The organism is Bacillus sp. BC05(2025), assembly GCF_056725905.1.
In genome coordinates, this window is the sequence record NZ_JBWYRA010000001.1 from 158,378 (window position 1) to 180,086 (window position 21,709).

The window sequence follows — 21,709 nt, forward strand, 5'->3', positions numbered from 1 at the left end:
ACGAACCAGTTAAAATGATCAACTACCTATTAGTTTTCAAACCAAAAGGAGGAGAAAATATGAGTTACGGTGGTTCTTGTGGTTTTGGTGGAGGTTTCGCTTTATTAGTTGTGTTATTCATTTTGTTAATTATCGTTGGATGCAGCTGTTGGGGCGGAGGGTACTAATTTCTAATTAGTCTCCACAAATGTAAACTTACAAAACATATAAGATACTTATGTATCGAAACAAATAAAAAAGGAGCAACTATGCTCCTTTTTTATTTGTTCTTAGATGAGTTCATATTACATTTCGGTAATGTAATTGTCAAAATTGTGCCTTTATTAATAACGCTTCGGATTTTTAAATTACCTTGCATCGTTTCAATAATTTTAACAGCAACCATTGTGCCTAAACCTGTACCCTTCGTTTTTGTACTAAAATACGGTTCACCAAATCGATTTATTTGTTCTTGTGACATACCAATTCCGCTATCCTCAATTCGTATGATAACCTTATTATTACTAATAGATGAAGAAATATTTAAAGTACCACCATTAGGCATTGCTTCAATACCATTTTTTATTAAGTTTAAAAAGCATTGTTGAAAGTGCTGCTTATTACCAACAATTGTTGCCGTAGAGAAATCTTTTGTAATATGTATTGTGTTCATGTTACATAAAGGTAAAATCATATTAATAACTCGATTTAACTCTTGTTCTACTGAAATATGATCTAACTTTTCTGAAGCAGGTTTGGCGAAAGTTAAATAATCATCAATAATTCCTTGGGCACGATGTAACTCTTCGAGTATATGTTCAATATACTCGTCCCTTGATTCTGGAGTTAAATTTGGTGTTTTTAAAAGCTGAGTAAATCCTTTTACGACAGTTAAAGGATTTCTTACCTCGTGCGATATACTAGCAGCGAGTTGGCTAACAATCTCCATTTTCTCCATTTTGATTAACTTCGATCGCATACATACTGCATCTTTTAAAACCTCATTAAAATAAATTACAAATAACATTAAAATAGTTGGTAATATTATGAAATAAATAATGTATAAATTATTCACTTCAAAATCTGATAAGGTTAATACAATTACAGTTGTAAATATTGCTAGAAAAAATGTTAAAAACATTCCGTAAGCTACCTTAACTTTTCTATTATACTTATTAAATTTTGCGGATGCGAACGCTGTAATGATAAACATTGTGCCATAAACTAATATTGTCAACATACTAAATCCATAAAATGAAAACCTTGTAATTAATAAGATGGCAAACAATATTATACCAACAGGGAAGCCACCATAAAGCGTACCTATAATAACTGGTATTTGTCTTAAATCATGAATACAATTTTCATCCATATAGATAGGATAGCGCATACATAAAATAAGAGGGATACTCGTACAAAGTATAATAAGTAGTTTTTTATATTTCTTCAAATTGCGCCCGCTATCATATAAAAAATAAAAAATAAATATACTACTTAAAATGTAAAGAAGATTATTTAATACGTTTTGATTAATATAAACAAAGTTCATAATATTTGCCTCGTTATTTTGAATTTCCATTTCAAATATATTATACATGATTATAGTAGAAACTTTTTGCTTTTAATAATATAAGTTTATATCTTTTCAGTATTAGCCACGTTTAGCCACTCTTCATAAAATGCTTCAACCGATACATATCGTTCAATTCGGTTTTCATTTACAGCACGATACGCTATTTCATATAAATCTTTACTTGCTTCCCATTTCGTAAAGGAGCGATCTTTTCCACCGCCCAAGAGAGCAAAAGCCATTGCTCCCATATTAAATACATTTGTTCTTGCGTCAATCATTGCATGTAGCTCGAATTCTTCAGGAGACATAAAACGAGAGGAACCCCATAATCGTCCCAGTTTATTCACGTATGGTTTTTTAGAATATAAATCAATATCACAAATCTTCGTCTCATTTGTATGAAAATTATATAAAATACTACCGTCATAAAAATCTATTGCTACATAGTTTTTCTTTTCAACAAATGTATGGAAAGAAAAAATGGAATGTAATGATTGAATTCGTTCCATAACTGATAAATGCTTAAATTTATAAAATGGAGAGCTTGGGTTAGTATATTTTTCAGGAGGCGGAAAACTCCAATGTGAATGAAGACATTCACCATCAAACCAATCGAAAATTAGTACATATCCAGAGTGAACTGGATAATGTTCAATTAGTTTTATAAGTGAGTCATGCTTTAATTCCTCGTATAGGGAAGCTGAATTTTTTAATCTTTCAATAGCGTCTTTTATTGTCCCTTTATATGCAAGTGTTTGTGCCCCTGCATATTTAATAAATTTCTTACGCCCATCTTTTTCTACACCGAAAGATAGATTGCCTGAATCTTGCTGGTCAAAAACCGCAAATATGTTTCCTAATTTCAATAGCCAATCAAAATTATGATGTTCTTTTAACCGGAATGTAACTTGATTCAACTGAATTTCAACTGGATTATCTTTCATAATATACCTCGCATTTATTATAATTAAATTGTATATTTCAGTATTCGACATATTTTTTGAAAATCCTATGTTAATCACATGAAATTTTATAAATATAATAATAAATAATTATAAGAAGGTGGCTAAAATGGAACAACAAATCGTTATTAAACCGTATCAAAAAGAATGGCATGAAGAGTATGTAATAGATAAAGAGAAATTTATTTCTTTATTCGGAGAAGATTGTATTGCTATTGAACATATAGGAAGTACATCCGTAGAGGGATTAGGTGCGAAACCTTTAATTGATATGATGATTGGTGTAACTGATTTGAAAGTTACCGAAAATTGGATTGAAGCGTTATTAAAAATTGGATATGAGTATGTTCCAAAAGAAACCCCTAATTGGTGTTTTTTTAGAAAGGGAAAATGGAGAGCAGGCACCCACCATTTACATGTTTATATTTATAATAGCGAGGAGTGGCAGAATAACATTTTATTTCGTGATTTTCTTATAGAACATAAATGGGCAAAAAAAGAATATAGAGATTTAAAAGAGAAACTTGCTGCTACATATCCTTTTGATCGTGCTTCATATACAAATGCAAAAGCACCGTTTATTCAAAAAATAATACAAGAAGCTAAAAAGATTGATAAATAAAGTGAAACTTTAATCAGTGGGAGTCTTGCTGCCCATTAAAGTGGGATAAAATTAAGTGATCTTAAAATTCTCATTTTATTTTAATCTTTCTCTCATGTTCCTTTCTTTTTCATTTGATATTCTGCTTGTTACAGAAGCTTTTTAAGAAAGGAGCTTAAATGAAATGGAGAAGTTACTAATAAATAAATATTTTCATTTGTTTGTAAAAATTATAGGCTTTACTATTATCTTTTGTAGTGTAGCATTGCTGTTTATAAATGTAATATACGGAAATGTATTAGATGTGAAATGGTTAAATAAGAAATTAGGTTCTTTCGGTGAATATGGGGCAATTTTAGCTGCATCGTTATGGTTTTTACGTCATGTGTGGTTATTTTTTAAAAAGAAAAATATAGCTGGGTTTAAATTGATGAAAGAATTATATTTTTGTATTAAAAAATTTCACATATTAATTGGTTATACTGTATTAGCTGTATCAATTACTCACGGCATTTATTTTTTATTAAAAGGAAGCCGTCATATACTTATATTTTATAGTGGTATTTTCTCTCTTTTCATTTTAATCATACTAGGAATCGTTGGTTTTTTCTTACAGAAACATAGTAAAAAAACAAACTTGCTATTGTATAGAAAAGTACATCAAGTTATTGCAATTATATTTGGGATAGGATTACTCATTCATGTAACTATATAGGAGGAATTACTGTTGCAACACATATTAATTATTGAAGATGAGGAAAGTTTAGCTGATTTTTTAGAATTAGAACTAAAGTATGAAGGATATAAGGTAGACATACAGCTTGATGGAAGGAAGGGTTTAGAAGCTGCGCTTGCAACAAATTACGACCTTATTTTATTGGATTTAATGTTACCAGGATTAAATGGATTAGAAGTGTGTCGTAGATTAAGGGCAACTAAAAATATACCTATAATTATGCTGACTGCACGCGATAGTATTATGGACCGCGTGACAGGATTAGATAGCGGAGCCGATGATTATCTTCCGAAACCATTTGCAATTGAAGAGCTGTTAGCGCGAATGAGAGTTATATTTAGACGAGAAGAACATATAGGAAACAAACATGTTTCATCTCTTACGTTCAAAGATTTACAGCTCCAGATTGAATCGCGAACGATTACGAAAGGAAACGAAGAAATCGAACTAACAAATAAAGAATTTGAACTATTGCTGATGTTTATGAAAAATATTAATAGAGTACTTACCCGTGATGTTTTATTGGATCAAGTATGGGGATATGACACAATGGTTGAGACAAATATCGTTGATGTATATGTGCGTTATTTACGTAACAAGTTACATAGTGTAGATAAGGAGGAATATATCCAAACAGTCCGTGGTGCTGGATATATAATGAAATGATTAAAAATATTGTGCATCGAATTCGAAATCTACCTATCAAGTGGAAATTAACACTATGGACCACTACTCTAGTTTTTATTTTATTCATTTTATATAGCGTTCTGCAGTTTATTGTAATTAATAAGTGGACTATAGATTATGAACAGAAACAAATAAATAGACAAGTGACAGAAATAGCGGCCTACTTCCAAGATAAAAATGATACCCTTTCGAGTAAAACGTTTGAAAACAGTAAAGATTTCTTAAACACTATGATTGATAAACATCAAATGATTCGTATTATCGGTATGGACGAGAAACCAATTGTTACTGTTTCACGAGAATTTAATGAAGCGTGGATAAAACCAAAACAAGTTACACAAGAGGAATTATTTATAAAAAGACATGTAGAAGATCGTATTTTAGTTAAGCGTATACCAATTCAAACAAAAGAGTTCACTGGTACTATTGAACTTACGAAAAACTTAGAGGCTTTCGATCATTTATTAAAAATTATTTTAGTGGTAATGGTTATCGCTGGAATATGTGGATTAATCTTTAGTTTTTTAGGTGGGCTACTAATCACGAAAAAACTATTATCAAGTGTTCAAAATATAACGGATACGATGAAACGTATTAAGAAAAATGGACTAAATGAACGGGTTCCAGTACGTGAAAATAATGATGAACTTGCAAAATTATCTTTTCTATTTAACGAAATGATGGATGAAGTAGAAACTTCTTTCACACAACAGAAACAGTTTGTAGAAGACGCATCTCATGAACTGAGAACACCATTAACAATTATTCAAGGCCATTTGTCAATGTTAAATCGGTGGGGGAAAAATGATCCGGCAATTTTAGATAAATCGCTTCAATCCAGTTTAAAGGAAGTCGATCGTTTAAATAAGTTAGTTTTAGAATTGCTAGAACTATCAAGGGCTGAATCAGAACAGATGCATCCAATCGCAGCAGATCCAGTCCATGTAAACAGTATATTAAAACAAGTTACACAAAACTTTGCTGTACTTCAAACTGAATTTCAATTTGATATGAAACTGGATGGAGATGCAGCGTATGTCTTAATACCATCATCTTACTTAGAACAAATTATTATTATCGTAATGGATAACGCAGTGAAGTATACAAAGGAAGATAATCAATATATATGTATTGAATCTAGTGTACAAGCAGGAAAAGTGAAAATTCGTATCATAGATCATGGAGCAGGAATACCCGAAGCTGATGTACCTTTTGTTCTTAACCGCTTTTATCGTGTGGACAAAGCAAGAAGTCGAAAACAAGGTGGAAATGGTCTAGGTTTGTCTATTGCAAAACGACTTGTAGAGAAATACAACGGAATGATTCAAATGGAGAGTAAAGAAGACGAAGGAACAATCGTTACGATTACACTGCCTACCGTTTTACTTTAATAATTCAAAAAGAAGGAATGTTTTGGGGATTCCTTCTTTTTTACGGTCAAATTATTTTGTTTATTTCGAACTTTCTAGTACATTAGAAATATGAAGGGGGAATAAAAATGAAAGCTATCGTACATCAATATAAAGCTGGATTTGAAGGGGTAGAATATAAAGTATTACCTGAGAGAACACCTGATGCTGGAGAAGTGAAAGTGAAATTAAAATCAGCAGGCTTAAATCATCGAGATTTATTTATAATGAATAATAGAAAAGAAATGCAATTACCATTAGTTCTAGGATCAGATGGTGCTGGTATTGTTACGGAAATTGGAGAAGGTGTTTCAGGTACTTTATTACAAAGCGAGGTTATTATTAATCCTAGCATTGGATGGGATACTATTGCCGAAGTACCAGAGTTACCAGAGGTGTTAGGTGGACCGAAAGATGGAACGTTTGCTGAATATGTCATTGTACCAGCTGAAAATGTAGTGGCAAAACCGTCATATCTTACTTGGGAAGAGTCTGGCGTATTATCTTTATCGGCACTAACTGCATATAGAGCGCTTTTTACAAAGGGTAGATTGAAGCGTGGAGAACATGTTTTAATTCCAGGAATAGGCGGCGGTGTAGCAACGTTTGCCATGTTATTTGCGAAAGCAATTGGCGCAAAAGTCAGTGTTACTTCAAGAGTTGAGAACAAAAGAAAGTTTGCTGAAACATACGGCGCAGACTTTTCTTTTAATAGTTCTGGAAATTGGGAAGAGAGTTTACACGGAGAGAAAGTAGATTTAATCATCGATAGTATAGGACCAGCAACATTCTTAAAATACTTTGATGTATTAAAACCAAATGGGAGAATTGTTAATTTTGGTGCAAGCTCAGGAGATAAAGTTGAATTACCTTTACGGGCATTATTTTATAATCAAATCGATATAATGGGAACATCTATGGGTAGCCGTGAGGAATTTAATGAAATGATTCAGCTTATAGAGAAACATAAAATTAAACCAATTATTGATAAAATATATTCGTTAGAAGAAGCCATTGGGGCGTTAACTCGTATGGAACAAGGAGAACAATTTGGTAACATTGCGCTTCGTATGTAATACAAATATGATTTTGCAACTCATATATTGAAATGACTATGTTATGTATTCTACACATAAAAAGCATATGATCCGTATTATTTTAAAGGTTTTTTAGCTTTATACATAATTAGCCGTTATAATTAGTCTCAATATTGTCAAATACGTAATAGTAAAATGAGAATTAGATGAGAAAAGATTAAGCCTATTTTCATATTGATGTTGTATACTGTGTAAATCAAGAACGCTTTTATGTAAGGAGAGAGTATTATGAATTACACAGCATTTCAATGGTTTAATAATTTTGCTGGATCATCTAAACTATTAGATACACTAATGATTGCTATTACGAATAGTGCTGCATATGTAGCCATTCTATTTATGTGTATCTTATGGTTTAATAATGGAAAGAAAGAGAATGCGATTAGAAAACAATATACAGTTTTATATACGACGCTTTCAGTCATTATCGCATTACTAGTAAATGTTTTGATACATGCGGTATATTACCACCCACGTCCATTTGTATCACATGATGTACATCAATTAGTGCCCCATGCAGCAGACTCGTCATTCGTTAGTGATCATTCTGTACTTGTATTTTCTATTGCATTTGTCTTTTTACTTAGAGGGGAAAAACTTAAATATGTCGCTCTTATTTGGGCGGTATTAGTTGGTGTATCACGCATGTACGTAGGAGTTCATTATCCTCTAGATATACTTGGTGCTGCTTTCTTAACATTTATTACGAGCGGCTTAGTAGTGCAAAGTACACGTATGTTTGAACCGATAGCGAAATTTGTATTTAAAATGTACGCATTAGTAGCGAAACGAATTCCTTTTTTAGCGAAATATAATCATATAGCTTAAATTTTTATAAATAACTATTTGTAGGTTTGTTAAAAAGTTCTCCTTTGGAAATCCAAAGGGGAACTTTTTTATTGTGCACAAGAAAAGGACATATACATTAAAGAGGTGGTGAAAGAATAAATGAATTAGCATTTTAAGTAAAAGTAAAATATGTAGTTTATAATAAATCACCTGTTCGTGATAGAATATTCGTAAATTTCACGCACCGTACTGTAAATAGATAAATAAAATAAAAACAGAAACAATAGCTACTTTTAGGCTATTTTAAAGGAATTAAAAGGAAAAGTTCGAAACATATAGTATTGAAAGCAAAAACTACATAATTTATAGCACATCATCGTAGTACTTAATTGTGAAAGAAAGGGGATAAATATGCATAAACTTCAAACGAATAAAGGCGCGCGTTATTTTATGGTTGCTTTTATTGTTTTGTTTCTTATTATGCTTTTGCGTTTTTTCTATATTCAGGCAGTAGGAGTCTTGCATAATGTAAATGTAAAGGATCTAGCAAATGAACAACATAATAAAAATGGTGTTTTGGAAGCAAATCGTGGCACAATATATGATCAAGCTGGAAAAGTGCTAGTCCAAGATTCCACAACGTATCGTGTTGTTGTGAATTTAAAAGGAACCAATAAAGTGAAAAATAAAGATGAAACTGCAGAGCGATTAGCTGATGCGCTTGAAATTGATAAAGAGGACGTATTAAAAAATTTTCATGAGGGACGCACACAAGTTGAAATTGGAAAAGTTGGCCGGAATTTATCTAGAGAAGCAAAGGAAAGAATCAGAAAATTAAAAATTCCGGGGGTATCTTTTATGTCAGAGAAAGCAAGAGTATATCCAAATGAAGATTTTGCATCCTATATACTTGGTTTTGCGAGACCTGACGATAAAGGAAATACAGAAGGGAAATTTGGACTTGAAAAGAGCCTAGATAAATATTTGCGCTCTACAAACGGGAATATAGAATATGTGGGAGCACCAAGAGGGATCCCGCTTACAAATGATATAGGGAAAATAGAACCCGCTAAAAATGGGAATAACGTATACCTTACACTCGATAAACAAATTAATAGTTTTTTAGAAGAAGCGATGAATAAAGCGCAAGAGCACTATGACCCCTCTATGTTAGTGGGAATCATAGCGGATCCAAAGACCGGGAAAATTTTAGCAATGTCTAGTAAACCTAGTTTTAATCCTAATAAAGGCGATATCGAATATTTTTTAAATGATCCAATCGCAAATGCATACGAACCAGGTTCAACAATGAAAATATTTACGCTAGCTGCTGCAATTAATGAAGGTGTATATAACGGGAAAGAATATTTTCAATCCGGAAAATATTCAGTTGGTTCATCTGATATTAAAGATCATAACGGTGGATTTGGATGGGGATCTATTACGTTTGATGAAGGTTTTGAAAGATCATCTAACGTAGCATTTTCTATTTTAGAAGATCAGCTATTGAAACCAAATAAATTTAAGCAATATATGAATAAATTTGGATTCAATCAAAAAACTGGAATAGATTTACCTGGTGAAAGTAAAAACACTTTATTATTAAATACACAAATTCAACAAGTCACAACTTCTTTCGGACAAGGCTCTACAGTAACGCCTATTCAATTAATCCAAGCTGCTACTGCTATAGCAAATGACGGGAAAATGATGCAACCATATATCGTTGATAAAGTTGTAAATCCAATAAATAAACAAGTTATTATGGAAAATCAACCGAAAGAAATTGGGAATCCGATAAAAAAAGAGACAGCGGACAAGGTAAGAGACTTAATGGAGCGTGTTATTACGTCTTCAAAAGGTACTGGTACAATGTATAAAGTGGATGGTTATCCAATAGGAGGTAAGACAGGAACAGCGCAAATTCCGAATCCTGAAAATGGAAGATATATGGAGGGGAAAGAAAATTATATTTTTTCATTTTTAGGTATGGCTCCAATTGATGACCCAGAGTTAATTGTATACTTAGCTATTAAGCAGCCAAAGTTAAAGGGAGATGAGTATGGAGCTCAGCCGCTCGCTGAAATATTTAAACCAGTTATGAAAAATAGCCTTGAATATTTAAAAGTGAAACCATATACAGAAAAACAAATGGCAGATGCAACGAAACGTTCTGAATTAAAAGTACAAAATTATGTAAATCAATCAATGGATACAGTAGAGAATAGTGTGAAAAAAGAGAAACTTCAACCGATAGTTTTAGGAGAAGGAAAAATAAAAAAACAATATCCGCAATCTGGTGAAATAATGAGTGAAGGAGATCGTATCTTTTTATTAGGTGCCGACGCAAAAATGCCTAATTTACAAGGTTGGTCCATGCGTGATGTTATGTATTTCTCTAAACTATTAAAATTAGAATTAAAGACTACAGGTACGGGCTATGTAACGAGTCAAAGCATTGAAAAGGGACAAGATATACAAGAAGGCGATACACTAGAATTAAACTTAGAACCACCTTTACAACCGTTAGTAGAGGCCAATACAAATTAATTCGGACAAAGTGAAGGGTCTATATACAATAGGCTCTTTATTTTATAGATTTAAGTAATTTCACGCACCGTAATTTTTAGAAAAAATAATAAATAAAAGAATTAACAAAAACACGCCGTTAAATATCTGATTATTTTTTATTTACAGTTAAATGTTTTTGTGATAATATGAAAAAAATTAAATGCAGTGAAGAGAAGAGTAAATAAAATGAATTTTTCACAGAGAGCTCCATTTAGCTGAAAAGGAGCAAAAATTCTTTATTGAACCAAGCCTCTGAGCAGTACATCGGAACCTATTATTAGGGGGTGGTGTGACGGGAGCTCCCGTTATAGAGCTATGGTATAAGCATGATCTACAATGCAGTACCTGATAAGGTTAATATGGCGACATATTAACAAACTAGGGTGGCACCGCGATGATAAATCTCGTCCCTAAGACAAAAAGTCTTGGGGGTGGGATTTTTTTATTGTTTCAATACAATTTGGAAAGCGGGGGCCTAAAATGAAAAACTTACTTAAAGATTGGAAATATCCTTTATTACTACTGTCTGGGGTTGGAATTGCGAATTTAGGGGCGTGGATTTACTTAATTGCACTGAATGTACTTGTCTATCATATGGGAGGATCAGCCTTGGCTGTTGCTACTTTATATGTAATTAAACCATTAGCCGCTTTATTTACAAACGCATGGTCAGGAAGTATGATTGATCGTTTAAATAAACGGAAGTTAATGATTCACCTCGATATATATCGTGCGGTATTTATCGCTATTTTACCTTTACTTCCATCACTTTGGATTGTTTATGTATTCGTATTCTTTATCAGTATGGCCAGTGCAATTTATGAGCCAACTGCTATGACGTATATGACGAAATTAATACCAGTAGAGCAAAGACAACGTTTCAACGCATTACGTAGTTTAATAGGATCTGGTGCATCTTTAATTGGTCCAGCGATAGTGGGAGTATTGTTAATAGCAAGTACACCAGAGTTTGCTATATATATAAATGCTATAGCATTTCTCCTATCAGGAGTAATTACATTACTGCTACCTAATCTTGATAAAAAATCCGATATTCATACATCAAATGAGACGTTATCTCTAGCTCTACTAAAAAAAGATTGGAACATCGTTTTAAATTTCAGTAAAAAATCTTTTTATATCGTTTTTGTATACTTCTTATTTCAAGGGATGATGGTATTATCTGCCGCAAATGATTCACTTGAACTATCATTTGCGAAAGAGGTTTTATTGTTAACAGATAGTGAATATGGTTTTTTAGTTAGTATTGCTGGAGCGGGGTTTATTTTAGGAGCCATAACAAATACAATTTTATCAAAAAAATTAACACCTCCATATTTAATTGGAATAGGATCATTATTCATCGCAATCGGTTATTTAATTTATGCTTTTTCAAATGAGTTTTTAATAGCTACTATCGGATTCTTTATTTTATCTTTCTCTATGGCATATGCAAATACAGGATTTAACACCTTTTATCAAAATAATGTTCCTGTCCATATGATGGGACGGATTGGGAGTATATATGGGCTTGTGATTGCGGGCGCTACCATTTTAATTACGATATTATTCGGAGTTGCAACTCAATTTATTTCTATACAACTTGTCGTTATTGTAGGATCATTAGTAATGTTGCTTATAACTATCATATTATGTGTATTTACTTTATTGCCATCACAGTCTAAAGTGCATTCCTCTGAGTCAATCAATTCAAAATAGTTCTCTTGGTTTTGATTTACGGTATTCAATAGGAGGGTTCACCCTCCTATATATGGAAATATAAGAAGAGTGAACAATTATTGATAAACGAGGGTGGTTTTTGTAATGAAAACAAAAGATCAAATAGAAAGCATTGTAAAAGAAATGCATCGGCATATAGATTTCTCTGGGGTAATTTTAGTAAAAGAAGAAAAAGGCTTAGTCTATGAAGAGGCGTTTGGTTACGAAAATCGCAATGAATGTATAAACAATACGCTACAAACAAGGTTCGGAATTGCCTCCGGTTGTAAAATATTCACTGCTATCGGTATCTGTCACCTTGTTGAAAATGGGGTAATTACCTTTCAAACAAAGTTAAAAGAATGTTTACGTATTAACTTTCCAAACTTCAATGAAGATATTACAATACATCACCTTTTGACGCATAGTTCGGGTATTCCAGATTATTTTGATGAAAATATTATGGATCACTTCGAAGATCTTTGGAGACAAACTCCTATGTATCTATTAAAAAATTTAAAAGACTTCTTACCATTATTCCAAAACAGAAATATGATGTTTGTACCTGGAAGTAAGTTTCACTACAACAATGCAGGTTTTATTATACTGGGGTTAATAATCGAAGAACAGACAGGACTTAAATTTACGGAGTATATAGAAAAAAACATATTTAAACCAATTGGTATGAATGATTCTGGCTATTTTTCTTTAGATACATTACCAAGGCAAACAGCTCTTGGATATATAAAAGATGAAACTAACCAAAATTGGAGAACAAACATCTACTCTATACCAATAATAGGAGGGTCTGATGGTGGTGCTTTTATTACTGCGCCAGACATGTTGAAGTTCTGGGAAGCATTATGTAACTATGAAATCATAAGCCAAGAATATACAAACATACTTTTAACTCCTCACATTCAAGTAAATAAAAATCAGTCTTACGGATATGGAATATGGATTGAAACAAGAAAAAACAAGATATTCAAATTCCATGTAATGGGGTATGATCCAGGCGTTAGTTTTCGCTCGGCTGTATATCCAGGCTTAGGAATTACTTTAGTTATTCCATCAAATAAAGGAACAGGACCCGAAAAAATAATGAAAGAATTAGAAAACTCTTTTTCATAAGGTTAAAAGAGTTTATGAATGCACTAATAAATGCACTAATAAATGCAAAAAAGACGTACTATTTATTTGTGCGTCTTTTTTGTATAAAAAATGCTTAAAACTGATGGGAATCACATTCTATATTTTATGATTTTTAGTAGCTAGTTTATTTAAAATATGGAATAAAAAGAAGCCAATATAATTTTCAAATGTAAACAAGTAAATAGGAGGACTCTAAATGGAAATTCTATTTGTTATTCTACTTGTTGTTTTTATAATCATACTAATGCAAGGTAAAGAATATAAAGTGAATATTAATCGTATCTGGCTCATTCCGGTTTTGCTGTGCTTTGTGACAATCCAGTCTATTATTCATATGGGACAATTAACTATATTGAAAGTATTACTATTCATTGTAATGATGGGGATTGGATTTGGTCTTGGAGTGATTAGGGGAAAAGTTTTAACATTTCGATTAGATAGTGAAACAGGTCATGTATTAAGAAAAGGAAATTGGTTAAGTACAATTATTCTACTTGCTATTCTAGGTACGAAGGTTTTGATTAAACAAAGTATGTTTTCTGGCAGTACCCACTATACATTAATGGTTGTAACAAATACCTTTTTATGTATCACATTAGGTTCTGTAATTAGTAGACGATATTATATTTGGAAAAAATATAATGAATTAATACAAAAAACATGAAAGTATTCATCCATTGTTTAACAGCGCCGTGAACGGTAATACTAAATAACATTGAACTTTTACAACAAGGGATGATAATATGATATTCATTTACACAGATTTCGGCGGAACACATTCAACTGCACTTGCTGCAGCTTATCATTTAAATAAATTGCCAACGGATCGTAAGTTAACGAAAGAAGAAATTTTGAATGTAGAGTACTTTAATAAATTGAAAACAGAAGATATGGGGAAAATCATTTTTCATGGAATAGATGAAAATAGTAATCCGGTTTATACAATTGGATGCGGCGCATCAAAAGTCGTTGTACCTGCGATGAAGCATTTAGGAGAGATTCTGCAAAAACATTATCAAAGTCATGAAAAGATTATTTTTTCTAATACATCACCAACAGTACCTTTACCGATGACTTTCGGTGGTCTGTTTTCTAGAAGGTTCCACATTGATTTTATCGGTGTACCGTTACTTGTATGGGGAGCGAAACTAAGCTGCGATAACATACAAAGACTTGTTAGTTATACGAAGGAAGCTGGCCGATTGACAAATGATTATGTAGTAATTTTAGATAATGAAACTTTTAAATAATGTATGATAAGAGAAAATTGGGAAAACCCCCGATTTTCTTCTTTTTTTGGCGAAAATGACAAAAAATATTCACATTTACTATTCATCTACTATAGCCAAAACAATAAAGTCCTGTTACTATTACAGGGATATTCTCTTTTCGTAACATAAATATATAGAAAAGTCAGAAAAGAGGAATTGAATTAAGGGAGGAACAACATGAAGCGTGTTGCTTGGATTACTGATAGTACAACTGCGAGTTTTAAAACAGAAGGAGATAACTTTGTTATCCCAATTGAAGTTATTATCGATGGTGTGTCGTACAAAGATTGTGAAGAAGGTGTGCGTGAGCGCGTCTATAATGCTTTGAACGAAGGTAAAACTGTCACTACATCACAGCCTAACATAGGGGAAATGGTAGATTTATTTTCGAAATGCAAAGAAGAATATGAAGAAGGATTTGCAGTTGCTATTAGCGGAAAAGTAAGTGGAACTTATCAAAATATGAAGTTAGCTGCAGAAATGGCAGGTTTCCCATTAACGGTATTAGATAGCGAAACAACAAGTTATCCAATGGATGAACTAATTAGAAAAGCGAAATCGTTATACAATGATGGTATGACTTTACAAGATATACACAATACATTAGTAAATGAAAAAAGAAGACCTTTCCACGTATTCCCGAAAAGTTTAAAAGGCCTTTACGCAAGTGGACGTGTAAAAGGCGTTCAATTTTTACTTGGAAGTTTATTAAGTGTTAACTTAATATTAGAAGTAAAAGGTGGAGAGTTATTACTTGAAAAGAAAGTTCGTAAAATCCAAAAATGTCGAGAATATATTAAAAATGAACTTGAAAAAGAATTACCAAAAGTACTTCATATGTTCCATGCAAGCGATAAAGATGGAGCTGAAGAATGGATTGCAGACATTAGACAAGCATTCCCTGAAATGGATTTCAAACTATATCCATTACCAATATCATTTGCGGTTCATGCAGGTGAAGGTACAATAGCAATTAGTTATTAAGAGGAAAACCCGTGAATGATTCGCGGGTTTTTTATTTAATTAAAGTGAAATTGGAGGCATATTACGTCGCCATCAATCAAAAAAGCTCATTTTATCGTTTTGGGGAGTAACAAGTCCCTCTACTTGATTTGAATTTAAAAATATAAACCTTTGCCTACTGGCTGAACAGTTTCTAGCACAGTATCGACCATTTTTTCATTGATTAAGGTTCTTATAATCCAAGCTGAAAGATCTTGAGCAGCAAAACAACCTGCAGCAGTTGAGATATTTCCTTCGTTCACGAAACTTTGTTCAATAACATCCACATCAAATTTTTTAAGCTGTTCTACTGCGGATGGATATGTAGTGGCTTTTTTACCTGTTAGCAATTTCTTAGCTCCTAGTAGTAATGAACCAGAACACATAGATCCTATTAATTTTCTTTGAGGATCTACATGAATGCTATTAATATATTCTTCGTTTTTATATAAATCTTGTACCCCCTTACTGCTTGCAAATATTACTGCGTCAGCAGTAGGAATATGAGATATGCTTCCTGTCATAGGAATACGTAAGCCAGACATGGATATATGAGTTTTTTTCGTTCCTAATAGTTGAACGTTCCAATCAGAAATACCACCAACTAAACGTACACGATTTAATAAATCCCATGGTAAAAAAACATCTATATCAGTAAAGTTATCGAAACAGACTATTGCAATTTTCATTTTCTAATCCCTCATTCCGTATGTATGTCCCCTTGTTTAGAATATAAACTTCTCCTTTTTATGTTCTATATTACGTTATAAATTCCTGTATATTCTATGCGATGGAAATTTAATTAAATAAAAGGATTATACACCTATAAAATAAGTGACATTCAAATATTCCATACATAACGTAAATAATGTTGTTTAAAAAGTTTAAAGGTTTTTTTAATATAAAAATAGAAATCTGTATAAAAAAATATATAAATGGTAGTGATACAATGAAAATAGGTAAATTTGGAGAATTAAATAACATAAGTATTGATACAATAAGACATTACATGGATCTTGGTCTCATTATTCCTGAAAAAAAGGGAGGGCACTATTTTTTTGACGAGTATTGTCAAACCGATTTAGAGCTTATATTACAATACAAAGAGCTAGGATTTAGATTGAATGAAATTAAAGAACTATTTTTTTATAAAAATTTAGCGAAATCTATGAATTACGAAAAAGATACTTTTTACCAATCTTTATTTAAACTGAAATATGACAAGGTGGAACAGGAAATAAAACTTTTGGAGAAGAAACGGGATAAATTAAAAGAAGTGCTACATGATTTATTATTAACAAATGAAACTTCTAATTCAATTATTGGGGTAGATTTAAGTGTACTACATTTACTTACATGTTCTAAGTGTAGACAAAAACTAATTCTTCAAGATGGAATTATTAATAACAATCAAATTACAGAGGGAAAATTAATTTGTAATTGTGGTGAAGAATATATAATTACTTCAGGAATAATAACTGCTGATAAATCATTTCATGCAAATGAGCAACCGTCACATGAAAATACTATTTCGGATTATATTCATGAAACTGATAATGCGTATTTGGAAAATATGCATAGAGAAGGGCAATGGGCGAAAAAGAAACTAATACATTTAGATTTAAATAATAAATTAATACTAGATATAGGATCGGGATTTGGGTTCTTTTTGAGGAACATTTATGAAGAACTGCCAGAGGATTGCCTATACATTGCAGTGGATCGAGATTTTAATAAACTTTTATTTTTAAAGGATGTATTAGCAAGTAGAAATCCGAAAAGAAATATTCTTTTTATCTGTGCTGATTTTTTGAACATCCCTATTCAGAATCAGTCTGTTGATATTGTAATTGATCATTCTGGTACGAGCAATTATAGTTTTGAGCATGAGAATTTTTTACTTCACGAATTAAATCCACTTTTTAAAACGGATTGTTATTTATTAAGCCTATTTATTTTATTTAAAAATTTCAGCCCAAATAGCCAAATTACAAACAACTTTCGAGCAAATTTTACACTTTCAAAAGTAACAAAAGAAATCCAAAATCTACAGTTTAAATCCATAGATGAAAGTACTTCAAACCATTTGCAACGAGGTGGAAAGTACGAGAATTTCTTCGTTCAAGGAGAAGAAATTTATACATATTCATTTTTCGGAAAAAGATAAGATTAACCTCAACATAAAAAGTCCGGTTATAAAACTGGACTTTTTATGTTGATTTATACTTTTTGCGATTAAAAGAAAAGGAGAATGTTAATCTACATATTTAGCACTTACATGACAGTCTCTTGTCGGTATATGTCTAGTAAGAGAAAAGATAGCCAAACCTAAAGATAATAAAACTAGAGATCCACCAACCCAGGCCATATTGGCGACATTATGTACTTGTTTTAAAGCTATACCTCCAACTGCAGAGCCAAGTGAAATTCCTATTTGTAGGGCTGAATTATTAAAACTTTGCTGTATATCTGACGTATCTGGGGCAGTTTGGATTAAATAACTTTGTTGAGGTGGTGCAAGCCCCCAACTCAATGCAGCCCAAACTATCATAACAGGAATAAATAGGATAATAGAAACTGCCGTAAACGGTAATATAAATAAGATTAGAGCAAATAAAGTAATAACTATCACAATACTTTTTGGAGCGCCTATTTTATCTGATAAAACACCGCCGAACGCTCCGCCACTTACTGCAGCTATACCAAACACTAAATAAAATATGCTAATCCAATAAGGGCTTAGGTGGAACTTATCTTCTAAAAAAGGAGTAAAATAAGCATATAGAGTATAGTGTCCCGCTAACATAAACATGGTAGCTAGATGAGCAGCGCCTAGTTTTGGACTACACACGGCCTTTAATTGAATAGATAAAGGAATTCGATTTTCCTCTCCAGGTATTTTCTCTAAAAATACTGAAATTAAGATGATAGATCCCAATGATAAAATAGCAATACATAAAAAAATAACTCTCCACCCAAATGTGTTCGAAATTAATATGCCTAGTGGTACTCCTAGAACAAGTGAAGAGCTAATACCCATATAAATTAATCCTAATGCTTTTGCTCGGTAAGAGGGATTAACAATCTTTGCTGCAATTGTAAGGGAAAGTACTACAACTAAAGCTGTACTCATAGCGGTTAAAATTCTTGCTATCATCATAAAAGTAAAGTTCGGACTGAAATACGTAAGTATATTACCGATTAGAAAAATGTAAAGTGAAATAATATACAATTTTTTTCTTTCCACTTTACTCGTGAAAATTAATAATACAGGCCCTGCTATTGCATAAGTAAAGGCGAAAATTGTAATTAATTGACCGGCGGAACTTAATGAAACATTAAAATCTTTAGCGATGTCTGGCAATATTCCTCCAACAATAAGCTCTACAAGACCTACTGCTATTGTTGCTAAAGCTAATATAAATACTTTGAAATTCACTTTTTTGTAATCCCTTCTCGTCATTATTTACCTTAGAACAAAAAAACTCCTGACTACAAACGCTATAATACGCATTTTGTAGTCAGGAGTTATTGGTTCCTGGTAGAGACCCCCAAGCCATATTCTTGGAGTTATACATGATTCTCATATGTAATTAATCAATGTAATAGAAGATACCATATTACTTTTTATATTTCAATAAAAAATTAGCATTCGTATATAAAAACCTAAGTCTTTTATAGCAATCATTTTATTTCTATCATTGCAGAGAGACGTAAAAACCCACAGTTGATAAAAGATGGGGTTAGCCCCATCTTTTATTTATTTCTCCTTAAAACTTTTCAAATTGTACATATTGATATTGGGTTAACCCAAGACCTTACACTATACGTAATACAAAGAAAAGCGAGGGAAATGTTATGGGAAGTTTACGATTACATATAGAAAATAAAAAAAGCAATCAAGAACTTAGAAACATTTTTTTATATTCAATTGCAAAAATAGTATCAATATTCGGTAGCTCTATTTATAGTTTCGCATTAGGATTATATGTTTTACAAATAACTGGGTCTGCATTAAATTTCGCGATTACGCTCATATTAGGTACGATTCCAATGATCGTTATGAATCCATTTGCTGGTGTCATTGCTGATAAGGTTGATAAAAAGAAACTAGTTGTTTGTATGGATTTACTAAGTGGATGTTTATTAATAGCTGTTTATATATTAAGCAGCTATTATGGATTAAACTTATTCTTCATTTATACTACAACCTTTCTTATGACAGTATTTACAACTTTTTTTGGAATAGGATTAGAAGCTGCAAAACCTAATATCGTCTCTAAAGACAGGCTTATGAGTATTAACTCTATAAGTAAAATTATCGATTCCATATCTTTAATTCTAGGCCCTATGCTAGGGGGGATTGTTTTTGCAGTCTTTGATATGAAAACATTTATCATTATAAACGGTATTTCATTTATTCTTTCGGGTATATCCATATTATTTATTAACTTTAAATTGTTCGAGCAAAACATAAATGAGGAATATTCTATTAGAGAAATTCATTTTATTAAAGATATAAAAGAGGGATACTCTTACTTAATGGAGAGGGAAAGTTTAAAGAATACGTTTAATATATTAATTTCCCTTAATTTCTTCTTAGGTTTTTCTGTAACTGTTCCATTGCCATACATTATTAATACAGTTCTCAATCTTAGTTCTAAACAATTTGGTATGATTCAAGGGACTTTTCCGATAGGTATGATAGTTGGTGCAGTATTAGTAAAAAAGATAACTGATCGTTATTCTTATTCCTATCTATTGAAAAAAATAAGTTTTATGTTGGCGATTTTTATGATAGTTTCAGGTATTCCAGTTTTATTCAAAAGTATTGAGGTAAATAATATTATATTTGTTACTATGTATTGCGCTATTATGTTCTTTGTAGGGCTAACGATAGCATTAATTGATATCCCTTTAATTTATTTTATGCAAAAAGAGATCCCAGATGAATATAGGGGTAGAGTGCTTAGTATTGGATTAAGTATAGGTAAAATGATGCAGCCGATAGCACTGGTATTATCAGGCCTATTATTAAATCATATTCCAGCTTACACGATTCCAATTGGAGGAGGCATTGTATTTCTTATTTTGAATAAAGTTTATTCAAATAAGTTGAATTTAGAAATTCATTCAAAAGGGTATAGTGTTGAACGTAATTAAATAATATCGAAAAAGCGCAGGATCATCATCCTGCGCTTGTCTATCGTAATTCCGTTTTATTCAACTCATACACTTATCAATATTATCTTTTTTAATACCAATAAATAATCCTCATTCTTTTAAATCGAGATTGTAGAAATACTGTTAGTTGTAGCATGTCTCTTCACTGAATACTTAGACAAAAAGGAGCTTAAATGTTGAAAAATATATTAGAGAGAGTATTGAAAAAGCATACGGTGGGGGGGATTATCTACAACTATAATACATGTTATCATATGTTCATATTGTTAAAAACCTAAATTTCCCATTAGAGGAAAGGAAGACTAAAGAAAGAGTTGGAAGAAACGTAGATATAGTTTAAACAAAGGGGTAAATATTAATGAAACATAAAATATTAACAGTAGTCTTACCAATTACATTAGCATTAGGAGTAGGTTGCAGTAAGGATGTCTCCGAAACAAAGAAAACTGATAGTATAAAAGTAGCAGAAGAAAAGCAAGGTGATGGTAGATTAAAAAACGCACATGATTACAAAGAAAAGGTTAATGATGTAGCAAAAGAGTGGGTAAACCAGTATCAAGTTATATCAGATGTAATAGCAAAAGACCCTTCATTTGCTACTACAGAAAATGAGTTTAAAACAGAAATAGGTAATTTTAAGGTTGTAACACAGAAAATGAAAGAGATAAAACCACCTAAGAAATATGATGATTTACAAAAAGAGTTGTCTGATGCAATGTTAATGTACGAAGACTCTTTAACAGAAATGGTAGAAGGTTTAGATAAAGGTAACCCTGAAACAGTCACACAGTCTTCTAAACATATGGATGATGCTTTAAAGAAGATAAAGAAAACAATACAGACAATAAAAGAACTAAAAGATAAATAGTAGTAATCAGGATATAGATTTCTATGAGATACAAAATTTTAACTATAACTACAAGGGATTCTTTTGCATAGTGATCAAGATTTCCGGGATATTCTAAGCTGATTTAATG

20 protein-coding genes, 1 riboswitch and 1 other annotated feature are annotated in these 21,709 nt (G+C 31.7%); of the genes, 16 read left to right on the plus strand and 4 right to left on the minus strand.

Going from position 1 to position 21,709, the window contains the following annotated elements:
* Nucleotides 1-59: 59 nt before the first annotated feature.
* Complete coding sequence (locus ACZ76X_RS00795) at nt 60-167, plus strand: YjcZ family sporulation protein (protein ID WP_000120182.1); 108 nt, start codon at nt 60-62, stop codon at nt 165-167.
* A gap of 92 nt (nt 168-259) precedes the next feature.
* Here the strand turns inward: ACZ76X_RS00795 and ACZ76X_RS00800 are convergent, their stop codons facing one another.
* Together ACZ76X_RS00800 and ACZ76X_RS00805 are read right to left on the minus strand one after the other, a co-directional pair.
* Nucleotides 260-1,528, minus strand: coding sequence for a LytS/YhcK type 5TM receptor domain-containing protein (locus tag ACZ76X_RS00800; RefSeq protein ID WP_479849156.1), 1,269 nt, complete (start codon nt 1,526-1,528; stop codon nt 260-262).
* Between the two features lie 86 nt (nt 1,529-1,614).
* Nucleotides 1,615-2,496 carry a protein kinase family protein gene (locus tag ACZ76X_RS00805; RefSeq protein ID WP_479849157.1) on the minus strand — a complete coding sequence of 294 codons (882 nt, stop codon included), beginning with the start codon at nt 2,494-2,496 and terminating at the stop codon, nt 1,615-1,617.
* Between the two features lie 127 nt (nt 2,497-2,623).
* Between ACZ76X_RS00805 and ACZ76X_RS00810 the strand changes: the two genes are divergently transcribed.
* From ACZ76X_RS00810 to ACZ76X_RS00865, 12 genes are all read left to right on the plus strand, one after another.
* Entirely contained in the window at nt 2,624-3,136 is a 513-nt protein-coding gene (locus tag ACZ76X_RS00810; RefSeq protein WP_479849158.1) for a GrpB family protein, read from the plus strand.
* 163 nt (nt 3,137-3,299) lie between these two features.
* Nucleotides 3,300-3,830, plus strand: coding sequence for a hypothetical protein (locus ACZ76X_RS00815; protein WP_479849159.1), 531 nt, complete (start codon nt 3,300-3,302; stop codon nt 3,828-3,830).
* A 12-nt stretch (nt 3,831-3,842) separates the two neighbouring features.
* Nucleotides 3,843-4,517 carry a response regulator transcription factor gene (locus ACZ76X_RS00820; protein WP_479849160.1) on the plus strand — a complete coding sequence of 225 codons (675 nt, stop codon included), beginning with the start codon at nt 3,843-3,845 and terminating at the stop codon, nt 4,515-4,517.
* Nucleotides 4,514-5,929 carry a HAMP domain-containing sensor histidine kinase gene (locus tag ACZ76X_RS00825; RefSeq protein ID WP_479849161.1) on the plus strand — a complete coding sequence of 472 codons (1,416 nt, stop codon included), beginning with the start codon at nt 4,514-4,516 and terminating at the stop codon, nt 5,927-5,929. The genes ACZ76X_RS00820 and ACZ76X_RS00825 overlap by 4 nt, the downstream gene beginning before the upstream one ends.
* 107 nt (nt 5,930-6,036) lie before the next feature.
* The gene (locus tag ACZ76X_RS00830; RefSeq protein ID WP_479849162.1) at nt 6,037-7,023 is read left to right on the plus strand and encodes a zinc-binding dehydrogenase; all 987 of its coding nucleotides are present in this window, start codon (nt 6,037-6,039) and stop codon (nt 7,021-7,023) included.
* A gap of 249 nt (nt 7,024-7,272) precedes the next feature.
* Nucleotides 7,273-7,872 carry an undecaprenyl-diphosphatase gene (locus ACZ76X_RS00835; RefSeq protein ID WP_479849163.1) on the plus strand — a complete coding sequence of 200 codons (600 nt, stop codon included), beginning with the start codon at nt 7,273-7,275 and terminating at the stop codon, nt 7,870-7,872.
* 372 nt (nt 7,873-8,244) lie between these two features.
* Nucleotides 8,245-10,383, plus strand: coding sequence for a penicillin-binding protein (locus ACZ76X_RS00840; protein WP_479849164.1), 2,139 nt, complete (start codon nt 8,245-8,247; stop codon nt 10,381-10,383).
* A 177-nt stretch (nt 10,384-10,560) separates the two neighbouring features.
* Nucleotides 10,561-10,819: a binding site (T-box leader), on the plus strand.
* Nucleotides 10,820-10,884: 65 nt separating this feature from the next.
* Nucleotides 10,885-12,123: an MFS transporter gene (locus ACZ76X_RS00845; RefSeq protein WP_479849165.1), complete on the plus strand. Its 1,239-nt coding sequence runs from the start codon at nt 10,885-10,887 to the stop codon at nt 12,121-12,123.
* 105 nt (nt 12,124-12,228) lie between these two features.
* Nucleotides 12,229-13,254 carry a serine hydrolase domain-containing protein gene (locus tag ACZ76X_RS00850; RefSeq protein WP_479849166.1) on the plus strand — a complete coding sequence of 342 codons (1,026 nt, stop codon included), beginning with the start codon at nt 12,229-12,231 and terminating at the stop codon, nt 13,252-13,254.
* Nucleotides 13,255-13,471: 217 nt separating this feature from the next.
* On the plus strand, nt 13,472-13,939 hold the full coding sequence (locus ACZ76X_RS00855; RefSeq protein WP_479849167.1) for a DUF1453 domain-containing protein: 468 nt from the start codon (nt 13,472-13,474) through the stop codon (nt 13,937-13,939).
* Nucleotides 13,940-14,018: 79 nt separating this feature from the next.
* Nucleotides 14,019-14,525 (plus strand): DUF3189 family protein, encoded by a 507-nt coding sequence (locus tag ACZ76X_RS00860; protein WP_029438514.1) that lies wholly within the window; start codon nt 14,019-14,021, stop codon nt 14,523-14,525.
* A gap of 198 nt (nt 14,526-14,723) precedes the next feature.
* The gene (locus tag ACZ76X_RS00865) at nt 14,724-15,530 is read left to right on the plus strand and encodes a DegV family protein (RefSeq protein ID WP_479849168.1); all 807 of its coding nucleotides are present in this window, start codon (nt 14,724-14,726) and stop codon (nt 15,528-15,530) included.
* 134 nt (nt 15,531-15,664) lie between these two features.
* Here ACZ76X_RS00865 and ACZ76X_RS00870 read toward each other — a convergent pair whose 3' ends face one another.
* Nucleotides 15,665-16,237, minus strand: coding sequence for a DJ-1/PfpI family protein (locus ACZ76X_RS00870; RefSeq protein WP_479849169.1), 573 nt, complete (start codon nt 16,235-16,237; stop codon nt 15,665-15,667).
* Nucleotides 16,238-16,497: 260 nt separating this feature from the next.
* Between ACZ76X_RS00870 and ACZ76X_RS00875 the strand changes: the two genes are divergently transcribed.
* The gene (locus tag ACZ76X_RS00875; RefSeq protein ID WP_479849170.1) at nt 16,498-17,715 is read left to right on the plus strand and encodes a methyltransferase domain-containing protein; all 1,218 of its coding nucleotides are present in this window, start codon (nt 16,498-16,500) and stop codon (nt 17,713-17,715) included.
* An 87-nt stretch (nt 17,716-17,802) separates the two neighbouring features.
* Here the strand turns inward: ACZ76X_RS00875 and ACZ76X_RS00880 are convergent, their stop codons facing one another.
* Entirely contained in the window at nt 17,803-18,987 is a 1,185-nt protein-coding gene (locus ACZ76X_RS00880; protein WP_479849171.1) for an MFS transporter, read from the minus strand.
* Between the two features lie 59 nt (nt 18,988-19,046).
* Nucleotides 19,047-19,146: riboswitch (purine riboswitch) on the minus strand.
* Between the two features lie 260 nt (nt 19,147-19,406).
* Between ACZ76X_RS00880 and ACZ76X_RS00885 the strand changes: the two genes are divergently transcribed.
* Complete coding sequence (locus ACZ76X_RS00885; protein ID WP_479849172.1) at nt 19,407-20,711, plus strand: MFS transporter; 1,305 nt, start codon at nt 19,407-19,409, stop codon at nt 20,709-20,711.
* 379 nt (nt 20,712-21,090) lie between these two features.
* Entirely contained in the window at nt 21,091-21,600 is a 510-nt protein-coding gene (locus tag ACZ76X_RS00890; RefSeq protein WP_479849173.1) for a DUF7018 domain-containing (lipo)protein, read from the plus strand.
* Nucleotides 21,601-21,709: the final 109 nt, after the last annotated feature.

What these genes read in the sequence shown, in the direction of transcription:
- ACZ76X_RS00795 (WP_000120182.1), top strand. Translation starts at nt 60, where the DNA reads ATGAGTTACGGTGGTTCTTGTGGTTTTGGTGGAGGTTTCGCTTTATTA.
- ACZ76X_RS00800 (WP_479849156.1), bottom strand. Translation starts at nt 1,528, where the DNA reads ATGAACTTTGTTTATATTAATCAAAACGTATTAAATAATCTTCTTTAC.
- ACZ76X_RS00805 (WP_479849157.1), bottom strand. Translation starts at nt 2,496, where the DNA reads ATGAAAGATAATCCAGTTGAAATTCAGTTGAATCAAGTTACATTCCGG.
- ACZ76X_RS00810 (WP_479849158.1), top strand. Translation starts at nt 2,624, where the DNA reads ATGGAACAACAAATCGTTATTAAACCGTATCAAAAAGAATGGCATGAA.
- ACZ76X_RS00815 (WP_479849159.1), top strand. Translation starts at nt 3,300, where the DNA reads ATGGAGAAGTTACTAATAAATAAATATTTTCATTTGTTTGTAAAAATT.
- ACZ76X_RS00825 (WP_479849161.1), top strand. Translation starts at nt 4,514, where the DNA reads ATGATTAAAAATATTGTGCATCGAATTCGAAATCTACCTATCAAGTGG.
- ACZ76X_RS00830 (WP_479849162.1), top strand. Translation starts at nt 6,037, where the DNA reads ATGAAAGCTATCGTACATCAATATAAAGCTGGATTTGAAGGGGTAGAA.
- ACZ76X_RS00835 (WP_479849163.1), top strand. Translation starts at nt 7,273, where the DNA reads ATGAATTACACAGCATTTCAATGGTTTAATAATTTTGCTGGATCATCT.
- ACZ76X_RS00840 (WP_479849164.1), top strand. Translation starts at nt 8,245, where the DNA reads ATGCATAAACTTCAAACGAATAAAGGCGCGCGTTATTTTATGGTTGCT.
- ACZ76X_RS00845 (WP_479849165.1), top strand. Translation starts at nt 10,885, where the DNA reads ATGAAAAACTTACTTAAAGATTGGAAATATCCTTTATTACTACTGTCT.
- ACZ76X_RS00850 (WP_479849166.1), top strand. Translation starts at nt 12,229, where the DNA reads ATGAAAACAAAAGATCAAATAGAAAGCATTGTAAAAGAAATGCATCGG.
- ACZ76X_RS00855 (WP_479849167.1), top strand. Translation starts at nt 13,472, where the DNA reads ATGGAAATTCTATTTGTTATTCTACTTGTTGTTTTTATAATCATACTA.
- ACZ76X_RS00860 (WP_029438514.1), top strand. Translation starts at nt 14,019, where the DNA reads ATGATATTCATTTACACAGATTTCGGCGGAACACATTCAACTGCACTT.
- ACZ76X_RS00865 (WP_479849168.1), top strand. Translation starts at nt 14,724, where the DNA reads ATGAAGCGTGTTGCTTGGATTACTGATAGTACAACTGCGAGTTTTAAA.
- ACZ76X_RS00870 (WP_479849169.1), bottom strand. Translation starts at nt 16,237, where the DNA reads ATGAAAATTGCAATAGTCTGTTTCGATAACTTTACTGATATAGATGTT.
- ACZ76X_RS00875 (WP_479849170.1), top strand. Translation starts at nt 16,498, where the DNA reads ATGAAAATAGGTAAATTTGGAGAATTAAATAACATAAGTATTGATACA.
- ACZ76X_RS00885 (WP_479849172.1), top strand. Translation starts at nt 19,407, where the DNA reads ATGGGAAGTTTACGATTACATATAGAAAATAAAAAAAGCAATCAAGAA.
- ACZ76X_RS00890 (WP_479849173.1), top strand. Translation starts at nt 21,091, where the DNA reads ATGAAACATAAAATATTAACAGTAGTCTTACCAATTACATTAGCATTA.